The sequence below is a fragment of the Paenibacillus sp. FSL L8-0502 genome, from assembly GCF_038593055.1.
Lineage (GTDB): Bacteria > Bacillota > Bacilli > Paenibacillales > Paenibacillaceae > Paenibacillus > Paenibacillus polymyxa_D.
This window is the reverse complement of record NZ_CP151958.1, coordinates 718,297-731,135: the sequence shown is the minus strand read 5'-3', so window position 1 is coordinate 731,135 and position 12,839 is coordinate 718,297. Positions and strand designations below refer to the sequence as shown.

The following is a 12,839-nucleotide window of genomic DNA, read 5'->3' as shown; positions in this document are numbered from 1 at the left end:
TTAATGCATCTTCATGATCATAAATTTGGTATATAGATCTTTAACTTCTTTTATTTTAGAACGCCCAATAGGTAACTTCACATCATTTGACATCAAAACATCACCGCCAGCAAATTTTTTCACATGAATTAAGTTTATAATAATCGAACGATGAATTTGTAGAAAATTATGTTCTTTTAATGCTGAAGCATAGTCCGAAAGAATCCCTTTGCTATCATAGGTTTGAGTAGAGGTTACAAAATGCAGTTTGTTTTTTATGGTTAAGCTTTTGACCACTTCAATACTAATGATATCATCATATTTTAAAAGCACTTCCTCATAAGCTGACTTGATGATAACGAATTTTTTATCGAGAGATTGAAAATATTGACACAGCTTTATCATTTTTTCCTCAAAGATATGGGGAGCAATCGGTTTTATTAAATACTGAAATGTGACTACGTCAAAACTTTCCACCATATATTCAGGGTAGCTCGTTAAAAAAACAATCTGTTCATCCAGGTGATTTAAACTCCTTATTTTTTGGGCGGTTTGGATTCCGTTCATGCCACTCATTTCAACATCCAATATTAAGATATGGAATGGAGACTCATGGTTTTGATAATGAGATACCAGCTGTTCTCCGGAGTCGAATAATTCAACTTTAAATTCTATACTGGTCTTTATCGACAAAGTAATCAGCATATTTTTAACAAGCTCTCTCTGCTTGTGCTCATCATCGCAGATAGCCACTCTATACATAAATAACATACACCTCGTTCCCATTGCATTGATCATGGAATTGTATTCTAAACAGTATATAACCTTTTAATATTCTATAAACAGCTTTTGGATAAAACGCAAATTCAAATCCCTCAAATGCCAGTATACAAGCTGCTCAGCAGTTGCATCCAAGGTAAAAAAGAAACCCTCGTCTTAAAAGACGGGGTTTCTTAACTATATTATTGATCGTTATTTTAAAAAATCTGCTCTCTTGTCTCCACCGTGGGAACGTCTGGCAAAGTCGACAAATTGGAATTTGTCCAGCCGATGCCTTGACTCGGTATACTGGAACAACGTGGTGTCCTCCAGATAAACATAGTTACGTACTACGACCACATGAGTGTAGTTCTGAAGGTCCATCAGCCTATGATCTTCTTCGTCTGCATTTTCTACGGAAACGACTTTTTTTGCATAACTGATTTGAAGATGGAGCTCTCCCTCCAAATATTCGTAGATGGATCCACGACTAATTTCCTCAGTAAGCACAGATACAATGTCTGATCGAAAGTAATCTTTGTCCAATATGACGCATTCACCTTCAATTTCACGTGCACGAACGACTTTCCAGACCAAATATTTGTCTTTGTCAATCTCAAGATGATTGGCTATGTCATCTGGAACTGGAAGTAGTTGATTTTCATGTACAATGGTTCGTGATGTACGCCCAATCCGTTCGGACATTTCCTTAAAACTGACCAGACCTCCTATAGGAAAATCCATCCGTCCCATATCCAGAACAAAAGATCCTTTAGCTTTTATTTTATGGATATACCCATTTTGTGCAAGCAAATGGAGTGCCTTACGTACGGTTTCGCGAGAAGTGTTATACTCCCGGGCCAGTTCATTTTCAGATGGCATTTTCGTACCTGGAGCCAATTCGCCTGTCTGAATCTGTCCCGAATAATCCTGATAAATTTGCAAAAATATATTCTTTGTCAATTTTCATCACCACGTTCATTGTAGCATTCTTTCACTTCCCTGTTCACTATAATAGACTGTGCGAATTGAAACTGAATTAATTCCTATGACCTGATGAAGAATTCAAATGAATTTTCATTAAGGTATACTGCAAATCGTCTGCCTCACCTGGCAGTTCCTCAACCGATTTAATCATACTTTGGCCATCCGGGACAATGACAGGTGTAATGATGGGATATCCAGATTTCTGAATCAGATCACGGTCAAATTCCATCAATAGTTGTCCTTGCTTCACAGTTTGATCTGTCTCCACATGTATAGTGAATCCCTCACCCTTCAGTGACACCGTATTGATCCCCACATGTACCAGAATCTGTACACCTGTCGGATGCTCCAAAATCAAGGCATGCTTGCTTTTCATCATGATATGAATAACTTTTCCGCTGAAAGGGGCAAGAATCTTGCCATCCTTCGGTTCCACTGCGATACCGTGTCCCATCTGCCGTTCGGCAAAAGCCGGATCAGGAACCTGCTCCAATGGCACAACACGTCCCAGTACCGGAGTCTTTACTTCAAGCACATCCAGTGCAGAATTTTGACGGCCCGAATCTTTCCGTACGGAGTCGTTAGCTGGTGTAGCTGGAGTCTGACGGCGCTTATTTAGCAGTTTTCCATACATAAAGGTTAAAGTGAACGGTACAATCAATACGATCGCCATCCCAATGAAGAATACACCCCAGTTGTTTGGGAAAATAGACAAGAAGCCTGGAATCCCTCCCACACCAATGGAAGAAGCCATCACATGATTTACGGTAAGCAGTATACCTGCGATACCCGAACCGATCATTCCAAATACGAACGGATATTTATATCGGATATTCACCCCGAATATGGCAGGCTCGGTTACACCCAGAAAAGCAGACACAGAAGAGGTAAGAGCCAACCCTTTTCCCTTTTGCTCCTTCAATACCAGCATCATGGCCAATGCTCCGGCCCCCTGAGCGATATTGGACAGCGCCAGCATCGGCCAGAGGAACGTTCCACCCTGCGTACCAATTAATTGCACATCCACCGCCAGGAAAGTATGGTGCATTCCCGTAATCACGAGCAAGGAGTACAAGCCTCCATAGATCAAGCCTCCCACCGCAGGAGCCCAATCGAAAACGTATACAAGACCAGACGTAATAGCATTACCAATCATAAAAGTAACCGGACCGATCACTGTAAAAGCCAGAAATCCCGTTATTAATAATGTAATCGGTGCCACGAGTAACAGCTTAAATGAATCCGCTATCTTTTTATTTAGGAATTTTTCAATTTGTGCAAGTACGTAAGCGGATACTAAAACAGGTAAAACCTGTCCTTGATAACCAATCTTGTTCACTTCCCACCCAAACAAATTCCAAACCGGAACGGTTCCTTTGGTAACGGCATCCGCATAACCGTATGCACTTAATAGATCTGGGTGAACCAGAATCAGACCCAGTACAATCCCGAGTAAAGGACTGCCGCCAAACCGGACAACGGCTGACCATCCAATTAAGGCAGGTAGGAATGTAAAAGCGGTGCTGGCAATGGTGTTAATGATAGCAGCAAAGTCAGTCCATTGAGGATAGACCTGAACCAGAGCCATACCTTCGAAGAAAATCCCCTTGCCTGTCAAAATATTATTTATTCCAAGTAATAAACCTGCAGTCACGATTGCGGGCAAGATGGGGATAAAAATATCTGCCAGCGTCTTGATGGCACGCTGAATTGGATTTTGTTTTTTGCTTGCTGCATTTTTGACATCGTCTTTAGAAGCCCGACTACCTCCTGTAATGGAGATCATTTCGTTATATACCTTATCCACCAGGCCTGGACCAATCACGACCTGATACTGTCCTTGTGAAGAAAATTGGCCTTTGACCAAATCATTTTGTTCCAGTGCTTCTTTATCGACCAGCTTATCATCATAAAGGGCAAATCGCAGACGAGTTACGCAATGCGTAGAGGCCTCTATGTTGTCTTTGCCACCAACGGCTTTTATAATGTCTTCTACCTGTGATCTTTCAATCGCCATTTAGCCCACTCCCTTAACGTTTGCTCTTTTTTAGCAGCAACCCCGGTTATAAAAAATAACGTTCCCGGGGTACTACTAGTTATCTCCATACTATTCACTAAGACTACGGACAATCCACATATATGAAGCATATGGGGCCAAAGTGATCTCTTGTTTTAGCTCCGGGACGTGCTGGGTATTACCTATTAAAAGCTCAGCCGCACCCAACGCTTGATTTTTTAATGATGAATAAAATGAATCCGGTATACGGAATTGCGCATCCTGTCCGCTAAAATTAGAGATGACGATCAAAGTCTCCTCTTCATTGCTGCGTTGATAGGCGTAGACCTGAGGATGAGCTTCGTCCAAACGTTGATAACTCCCGTCAGTAAGGACCTGCACCGTCTTACGCAGGTGAATCAGCTGACGGTAATGATTGTAGATCGAGTTCGGGTCCTCTAACTGAGACTGAACGTTGATCTGTGGATATCGTTCATCTACCTTAATCCAAGGCGTGCCTGTAGTGAAGCCCGCATTGCGAGTGTTATCCCACTGCATCGGTGTCCTCGAATTATCACGAGACCGCTCTCGAATGATATTCAATGCTTCTTCTGCACTTTTGCCTTGTTCCTGTAAGATACGATACATATTCAGAGATTCAACATCCCGAAACTCTTCAATATCTGCCCACTGCGGGTTGGCCATCCCAATCTCTTCACCTTGAAATATATAGGGCGTTCCTTGAAGACCATGTAACGTGGTTGCCAGCAGCTTGGCGCTTTCCGCATGGTATTCGCCATCATCCAAAAAGCGAGAGATCGCCCTTGGCTGATCATGATTGTTAAAAAACAATGCACTCCAGCCGCCACCTTGTTGCATGCCCGTTTGCCAATCCGAGAATAGCTTCTTCAACAATTCAAAATCATATGGCATCAATTCCCACTTATGTCCATTTGGATAATCTACCTTCAAATGATGAAAATTAAAGGTCATGGACAATTCTTTTCTTTCTGGATTGGAATAACGGATACAGTGATCCAGTGAGGTGGAGGACATCTCCCCTACAGTGACACTGTTATACGCTGAGAATACTTTCTCATGTAATTCATGAAGGTATTCATGCACACTTGGGCCGTCCGTATAATACTTACGCCCGTCCCCAGGAGCCGTGCTTCCATCGTCGTCCGAGAATTGCTGATCTTTGGAAATCAAATTAATGACATCAAGTCGGAAGCCACTAACTCCCTTCTCTGCCCAAAATTCCAGCACATTAACAACTTCCTGACGAACTTTGGGATTTTCCCAGTTTAAATCCGCCTGCGTCTTATCAAACAGTGTCAAGAAATATTGGTTTGTAGCCTCGTCATACTGCCAAGCTGGTCCACCAAACTTGGAAATCCAGTTGTTCGGAGGTCCTCCATCGGGTGCTGGGTCACGCCAGATATAATAGTCCCTGTACTCACTATCCTTAGAAAGCCGCGCCTGCTGAAACCAGACATGCTCTGTGGAAGAATGGTTAACCACGATGTCGATCATCAAGTGCATCCCACGCGCCCGAATTTCCCGGCTCAATTCTTCAAAATCCTGCATTGTTCCATAGTCAGGATTAATCCGGCAATAATCGGCTACATCATACCCGTTATCACGTTGTGGTGAGACATATACAGGCTGCAACCAGACAATATCGACACCCAGTTTTTGCAAATAATCCAGCTTTTGCGTCAGTCCTCTTATATCACCGGTTCCTTTACCCGTCGTATCGTTAAAACTTTTGGGATAAACCTGATAGACTACTGATTTTCGCCACCAGTCCTTATCTTGAGGAATCAAAGTCCTATTCGTTGCTTCCATTCATGCTCATTCCTTTCTTGCGAAATGAAATAGCGTAAAAAATAATATAACGCTTTCAACAACTTGTATATACAAGATTAAGTCATGTATATACAAGTTGTCAACAGCTTTATTTATTAAGGTAATACCCGTTTTGCAGCTAAATGATCAGGAGACTCATCCATTCTGTCCGATTGTATGTTATAACTCGTAAAATAAGCTCAATTCACACGAAAAAAAAGCTCCTGCCTATAGTCAGGAACCTTTCTTTTCTATGATGGAAACGGTATTCATTTACATCCATATCGATAGTGCACTATAAAGGAGCAATAAGGACATTATGATATTGAAGGAGCGCTCATACTTGTTCAAGAAACGCTGAAACATAGCCCCAAAAATCGCCCAGCACACTACAGCTATAAAACCAATACAGGTCAAAAGTAATGAAATCATAATAAGCTCTATATACGATACATCATAAGGCATAACAAACGTTGAAATGACCGTAATACCATACAAAATGACTTTTAAATTGATAAATTGCAGCAGCAATCCTGATTTGAAGGAATATCCTTCATTGTGATCATTATTTTTAGAAGAAGGTTTGCTCTTCGCTATTTTTATCGCCAGATAAAGCATGTACAGACTACCGAGTACATTCATCCAGATTTTAACCCGTGGCAAAAAATGATACAAAGCAAGATTAAAATAGCAGGCTAACAGCATAATAGCGAAACAGCCCGCTGTTACTCCCAGCAAAAATGGAAATGCTTTTCTCAAACCTAACCGCCTGGCACTGTCTAATGACATAATATTGTTGGGTCCGGGCGTAAAGCTGGTAACAATCACATAAGAAAGAAACGGAATAACCGGCATGCAACAATCAACTCCAGTATGTTATAATTGTATAAAGTGTGCGTTAAAACGCACGTTTGTACTTTATGATTGTACAATACGTTCTTTATAAAGCACAATAGGGGCGAATAATTATGGAGAATATTAATCTGATTTTAAGTAAAAATTTGAAATATCTAAGAAATGAACGAAAATTAAGTTTAGATAAATTAGCCGATCTGACGGGGATCAGTAAAACGATGCTTGGTCAGATTGAGCGGGGAGAATCAAATCCTTCGATTACAACCGTATGGAAAATTGCGAACGGTTTGAAAATCTCTTTCACTGCCCTGATTAATGAACCCCCTGCAGATGCAGTAGTCGTTCCGAAAACCAAGGTGCAAGTGCTTGAAGAAAATAATCACTATCGGTTGTATCCGTTTTTTCCCTATGAAGGAAGTAGAAATTTTGAGGTTTACACCGTAGAGATTGAAGCAGGCGGGGAACTGAGTTCAGCGCCACACCGTGAAGGTACAGAAGAATTTATTACGGTATTTGAGGGTGAAATGGTGATAAAAGTCAGCGAAGAAATGTACACAGTTAAAGCTGGAGATTCAATCCGGTTTAAAGCAGACCGTCCACACATTTACTATAATCTAGGAGAAACACTAGTTCGGATGAATATGATTATTTATTACTCTGTATAGTTCAATCTTGAAGACCATAAGCATACTAGTCTTTAAATTAAATGATCCTATTAAAATAAAGAGCTATTTTAATAGGATCATCGGAACAAATATTAAATGCTTTGCCTGTATGCTGTTTAGGAGATTTCAATCTGCTTAATTATTCGTGCTGGATTTCCAGCTACAACCACATGATCTGGAACATCCTTGGTTACTACTGCTCCTGATGCCACTACGACATTATTACCTATCGTAACACCAGGATTGATCACTGCTCTCCCGCCGATCCATACATTGTTGCCAATCTTAACAGGCTTTCCATACTCTGGGCCAGCGATTCGTTCAAACGGATCTATGGGGTGAGTTGCTGTGTAAATATGAACTCCTGGAGCCAGGAAACAATTATCTCCAATGCGCACTTCGCAAACATCCAAAATGGTACAGTCAAAGTTGGCATAGAAATTATTTCCAACATGGATGTTGTATCCGTAGTCACAACGTATGTTGGGTTCCATGCCTATATTTTCACCAGTTGATCCGAAAAGCTCCTTAAGTAACTTTTCACGGTACTCACGATCCGTCTCTGTCGTCTGATTAAAGAGACGGACACATCTTCTCGCATACTCTCTTTCACTCGTTAATTGAGGATCAGCAGCTACATACAGTTCTCCATCTATCATCTTTTGTTTTTCCGTTTTCATAGTCATGCGACAATCCCCTTTATTTTTTAATCTGATTTTTTCTTTCACTCCAATGGGTTGGGCTGCACCCGATATCAAACCAGCGACCATAACGCCAACAAGCACTACAATCAAGGCATGCAGAAGTTCCAACATGTTCACCTAAAAACCCTAAGCCTGGGGGATCTATAAGTAGTCCCGCTAAAGAAATGCAGCTAATCCAAAAATAATGATTCCCATTTCGGCAGTCGAGACATGTAAATTACCCCGTATAGTAGGCGTTCGAGATACCCAGGAAGCAAAAGCTACACCCGGTAAAGCGAACAACAAAAACAAGATATTACGAATTACCCGAGGATTCATGGATGATTCTACTGGCATTTACATATCTACTTATCACCACTTTTTATTAATGTTTTAATAAGTTGTATCATAATTAGTCATTCTATTCGTATCCAAACTATTTGTCAAAAAGAGAACTATGGCTGCTTCCCCCCGACAGTTAGGTAAACACAAAAAAACGACCATAAGGTCGTTTTTTGCTAGTCTATGCTCTCTTTGAACGCATCCATAACATGATAGGAAGTAACGCCAGCGCCAGAATTCCTCCCGCATAAGAAAGTATGGAATAGCTTGAATTTGCTACGATCATCCCGGACAGTGCTCCTCCCGAAGCTCCTGCCAAAGCAATAAGTACGTCCACCGATCCCTGTACCTTAGCTTGATTAGATATTGTCGTCGAATCTACAATCAAAGCGGTTCCACTAATCAGTCCAAAATTCCACCCTATCCCTAAAAGAGAAAGCGCCACAATAAGCAAAACCATCGAATCAGTGGGAGCCAACGCAGCTACTACGCCAGCGAGAAGTAGCGTTACAGCTGAAGCCATCGCCATCGCTATACGACCAATCTTATCGACAAGAATACCCGTAACTAGAGACGGAAGATACATAGCACCAATATGAAAACCGATGACTAATCCTACTTCGCCGAGTCCATGTCCATGGTGCTTCATATGTACGGGAGTCATCGTCATAATCGCAACCATGACAATTTGAGTTATTATCATGATTAAAGCGCCAAGAATAATTCCTTTTCTACCATCACGAGTAGCCTCAAGATCAGAAGACGACTGGCTTCCTTGTGCCGCCTGATTCGCAACTGCTTTGGCCACCAATAAAGGGTCAGGATGAAGAAGTAGCAATAATATTATGCCTGCTAATGTATAGGCTACCGCCGCTAAAAGAAAAGGTCCCGCTAAACTGGGAACTCCAATGGATAACGCAAACTCTCCGGTAACGTTAACTAAGTTGGGACCGGCTACCGCTCCGATCGTTGTAAAGACCATAGCCATACTCGCAGCTGTTGCCCTCTGCTTTGAACTTGCGAGATCTGTACCGGCATAACGAGCCTGCAGATTTGTAGCCGTTCCCGATCCATAAACAAGAAGGGAGACTAGAAGCAGGGTAATACTATTCATAAGGGCTGCAACAACGACACCGATCGCCCCAACTCCCCCTGCAATAAAACCGAGTCCCAGCCCCATTCGTCGGCCGAATCTTTGGGAAAACCGACCAACGAGGAGCGCTGCAGCCGCTGAACCAAGTGTAAATAGTGCCGCAGGAATCCCCGTAAATTTATCCGTACCCAGCATATCTTGCGCCAACAACGCACCAACGGTTACTCCGGCAGCAAGTCCGGCGCCTCCAAAAATTTGAGAGAAAATAACGGTGATAAGCGTACGACGATACAGTTTTCTTTGCTTATCTGAAGATTCCGCATAGGAATTGATAAGCGCTTGCCTCTTCTGCGAAGCATTCGTCAAATTCATTAAGGCTAACTTCCTTCCCTGATAAAGTCGTTCCAATCATGAACACTCTTATCCAAGTGTCTAGCTTCGAAACCACGAGCCTGCAACAATGCAATAGCTCTAACCGCCATTAAGCAATACGGGCCTCTGCAATAAGCCACAATCTTCGAGTCGGCTGGCAACAAAGATAACTGCTCCGCTAATTCTTCAATTGGAACGGAAACAGCCCCCGGTATATGAGCAGTTTCATATTCATCTCGCGGCCGTACATCAAGAAGTGTGACCTCTCCTTTTTCCATCCGCATTGCCAATTCTTCCATTGTGACTCCTTCAACATCCGAGAATTGACCCAAAAATTGCTCCTTAATGTGCTGAACTTCAATTAACTGCTTTTCAGACAGGTCATACAGTGAATTTAAAAAGTGCAAAACAGATGAATCAGAAAGTTCATAATACACAAAGTTTCCCTGCTTTTTGGATTGAACCAACTTAGCTTGATATAGAGTTTGTAGATGCTGAGAAACATTGGCAACGGACATCGAAGTCATTTTAGATAGAACTTCAACTGATTTGGGTCCTTGTATGAGAATATCAAGAATTTCCAACCTTTTCGGGCTGGACAAGCATTTTCCGATCCGTGCGTATTCGGTGAAAAGCCCATCTTTGAAATCTCGTTCGTTCACTATTAAACACCCCATCTATTAAACTATTCAATTAATTTCTTTAATACCGAAATTATAAAACTTTCTTATTTTTATGTCAATTCTGAAACCTACCTATATATAAAAATAAAAAAGACCAGCCCAGAAGCTGGTCAAGAGTAACAATAATACGTAAGCTAAAATACAATGTCTTTACTGAATCAACCTTGAATTGTCATTTATATTCTTGTTCCACTTTCAGCCTGGTTCCTCCCAGTAACCCTCCATCTGCTGATGCTTGAAGCAACAGCTCACCAGCCACATTCCCAGATTGTACAACCACAAGACACCTTCCTCTGTGTGTTCGTCTCTCATTCCCCTTGTAGGGTTCATCACTGGTGAGGTCCCCATTGTCTATTCCAAGGATGCGGCCATCACCATGCAGTTTAAAGGTTAATTCAACATCCTGGTTAGGTACAGTGATCCCGTTTGGGTCTATGACGGTTACTTCCACATGAGATATCTCATGCCCATCAGCAGGTAGAACCGTCCGATCGGCCTCCAACTTTAGAGCATAAGGAGTCCCGGCAGTAGTCAGTTCATGCTCACAAACCTTCTCGTTTCCATTACGACCCACAGCTCGGATTTTGCCCGGTGTATAGGGAAGCTCCCATAGGATTAAATGATTAGGGTAATCCACTAGCTTCCTCTCACCGTATAATTCATCATTCACGATCAATTCCACACTCTCACAATTGGTGAAGGTAACCAACCGTATCAATTTTCCACCGTAGTCAGGAAATGTCCAGTGATCTTCCATGGCCGGAGATTTCCAGTGCATTGTCCATGTCGGATTAAATTCCGATTTCATATGTTCGTTAAATGCGGCTATGTGCACAACAGGCTGATTAGACCATAAGCTTTGTTGGAGATAAGATACTGGTTTGCGGAATCCGCAAGTATCAATCAGGCCCGAAGACCACCCTTTGGAGGGATAGCTCGTTTCTCCCAAATAGTCAATTCCACTCCAAACAAATTGACCGATCACATAATCATGATTAGCGACATCAAACCAGGGATTCATAAGCAAATAACCTTTAACCCGGTTATCCTTGCCCCGATAGTATGGAAACGTCTCGGTTCCAAGGATAAGCATATCCGGCATGGCCGCCCTATAGTGCTCATACCACTGCTCCTGATAGTTTAACCCCAGAACATCCACTCGTTGTGCCAGCTGCTTAGTATGCTCCACTTTGGCCTCAATCGAACCCTCACGCAAGCTGATCGGTGTATTATGCGGCTCAAGCGCATATGTAACCGATCGGGTTGGGTCTTTTTCATGGCAGAAACCCACGAGCTGCTCCAACATTTTTAGCATGGATGGCTGCCCTTGGTTTTCCACTTCATTCCCAACGCTCCACATGAAAACACTGGGATGGTTCCTGTCTCTGAGCAACATTGCCTCCAGATCTTTTTCCCACCACTCATCATATAAATGCTCATAGAAAAGAGATTTCCACTTATCAAAAGCCTCATCAACCACCAAGAACCCCATCTGGTCACATAAATCTAATAATTCGGGCGCCATCGGGTTATGAGCAAAACGGATCGAGTTACAGCCCATTTCCTTCAGCTTTTGCAGCCTTCTTTTCATGGCTGTATCATGGTAAGCAGCCCCCAGACAGCCTAAATCATGGTGAATGCACACTCCCTTTAGCTTTAAGCTGTGCCCATTCAAAAATAAACCTTTTTGTGTATCCAGCTTCACTTCTCTTATGCCAAAAGAGGTACAATAACGATCCACCTCTGTATTGTCGCAATAGATCGTCGTCTGGGCTTCGTAGAGCACTGGGTTGTCCGGTGACCATAGTTCTGGCTCTAATACTCGCGTTTTTTGCTCTATTTCCCCCGTTTCACAGCTCGAAAGAGTGACTCGGTTTTCCACTTTTCCTTGGATCTGTCCCTGTGGGTCCAGCATTTCAGTCATAATCGTACACTCTACGGCATGCGCGTGTTGATTAGTGACCTGGATTCTGACAGTCACCTTGGCTTCATCTGGCGAAATTTCAGGTGTGGTAATGTAAGTCCCCCATTCGGTTATATGAATATAATCCGTACAAATCAGCCAAACATTACGATAAATACCGGCCCCCGAATACCATCTGTCAGGTGAAAGAATCGTATTGTCCACTTTGACGGCAATCACATTTTCCTCATCCCACCGAATATATGGAGTCAAATCATATTGAAAGCTAACATATCCATAGGGTCGCTTGCCCACAAAATGCCCATTGATCCAAACCTCACTGTTACTGTGAATGCCATCAAATTGTATGTATACGCGCTGTTTTGGAGAGGAGGGCTTCACATTAAAATGCTTTCTGTACCATCCGACAGACCATCTTGGCAAATAAGCCTGATTGCCACCATACAGCATATGTGGATCAAAGGACTTTTCAATGCTCCAATCATGAGGGACATGAAGGAGCCGCCAATGCTCATCGTTGTAGTCCATTTTCTCAGCACCCGCGTAATTTCCTTCTATAAATCTCCAGTCTGTTTTGAACGGCATAATCACTCTGCTTCCCATGATCTCGCCTCCATTTCATAAAGTGGATGAACGGATATAACAGCAGT

At 42.4% G+C, this 12,839-nt stretch carries 10 protein-coding genes and 1 pseudogene; 1 reads left to right on the top strand and 10 read right to left on the bottom strand.

The features are described 5' to 3' along the window. From NSQ57_RS03235 to NSQ57_RS03215, 5 genes are all read right to left on the bottom strand, one after another. Positions 1-741, bottom strand: a complete 741-nt coding sequence (locus NSQ57_RS03235) for a LytTR family DNA-binding domain-containing protein (RefSeq protein ID WP_165148237.1) — start codon at positions 739-741, stop codon at positions 1-3. A gap of 210 nt (positions 742-951) precedes the next feature. Then, on the bottom strand, positions 952-1,701 hold the full coding sequence (gene treR / locus NSQ57_RS03230) for a trehalose operon repressor (protein WP_069010927.1): 750 nt from the start codon (positions 1,699-1,701) through the stop codon (positions 952-954). Positions 1,702-1,777: 76 nt separating this feature from the next. Then, complete coding sequence (treP, locus tag NSQ57_RS03225) at positions 1,778-3,742, bottom strand: PTS system trehalose-specific EIIBC component (protein WP_342425615.1); 1,965 nt, start codon at positions 3,740-3,742, stop codon at positions 1,778-1,780. A gap of 90 nt (positions 3,743-3,832) precedes the next feature. Further along, a complete protein-coding gene (gene treC, locus NSQ57_RS03220; RefSeq protein WP_165148214.1) occupies positions 3,833-5,572 on the bottom strand; it encodes an alpha,alpha-phosphotrehalase in 1,740 nt (579 codons plus the stop codon). A gap of 273 nt (positions 5,573-5,845) precedes the next feature. Next, positions 5,846-6,427, bottom strand: coding sequence for a LysE family transporter (locus tag NSQ57_RS03215; protein WP_069010924.1), 582 nt, complete (start codon positions 6,425-6,427; stop codon positions 5,846-5,848). A gap of 110 nt (positions 6,428-6,537) precedes the next feature. On the opposite strand from NSQ57_RS03215, the gene NSQ57_RS03210 reads away from it, so the two are divergent. Then, positions 6,538-7,092, top strand: coding sequence for an XRE family transcriptional regulator (locus NSQ57_RS03210; protein ID WP_081317545.1), 555 nt, complete (start codon positions 6,538-6,540; stop codon positions 7,090-7,092). Positions 7,093-7,208: 116 nt separating this feature from the next. On the opposite strand, the gene NSQ57_RS03205 is transcribed toward NSQ57_RS03210, so the two are convergent. From NSQ57_RS03205 to NSQ57_RS03185, 5 genes and pseudogenes are all read right to left on the bottom strand, one after another. After that, positions 7,209-7,778, bottom strand: a complete 570-nt coding sequence (locus tag NSQ57_RS03205; protein ID WP_029515893.1) for a sugar O-acetyltransferase — start codon at positions 7,776-7,778, stop codon at positions 7,209-7,211. 183 nt (positions 7,779-7,961) lie between these two features. After that, a pseudogene (locus NSQ57_RS03200) lies at positions 7,962-8,114 on the bottom strand (MFS transporter); the annotation flags it as partial. A gap of 184 nt (positions 8,115-8,298) precedes the next feature. Next, positions 8,299-9,582 (bottom strand): MFS transporter, encoded by a 1,284-nt coding sequence (locus NSQ57_RS03195; protein WP_069010922.1) that lies wholly within the window; start codon positions 9,580-9,582, stop codon positions 8,299-8,301. A 5-nt stretch (positions 9,583-9,587) separates the two neighbouring features. Beyond that, positions 9,588-10,244, bottom strand: coding sequence for a metalloregulator ArsR/SmtB family transcription factor (locus NSQ57_RS03190; RefSeq protein WP_029515896.1), 657 nt, complete (start codon positions 10,242-10,244; stop codon positions 9,588-9,590). 193 nt (positions 10,245-10,437) lie between these two features. Beyond that, positions 10,438-12,792 carry a glycoside hydrolase family 2 TIM barrel-domain containing protein gene (locus NSQ57_RS03185; RefSeq protein ID WP_029515897.1) on the bottom strand — a complete coding sequence of 785 codons (2,355 nt, stop codon included), beginning with the start codon at positions 12,790-12,792 and terminating at the stop codon, positions 10,438-10,440. Positions 12,793-12,839: the final 47 nt, after the last annotated feature.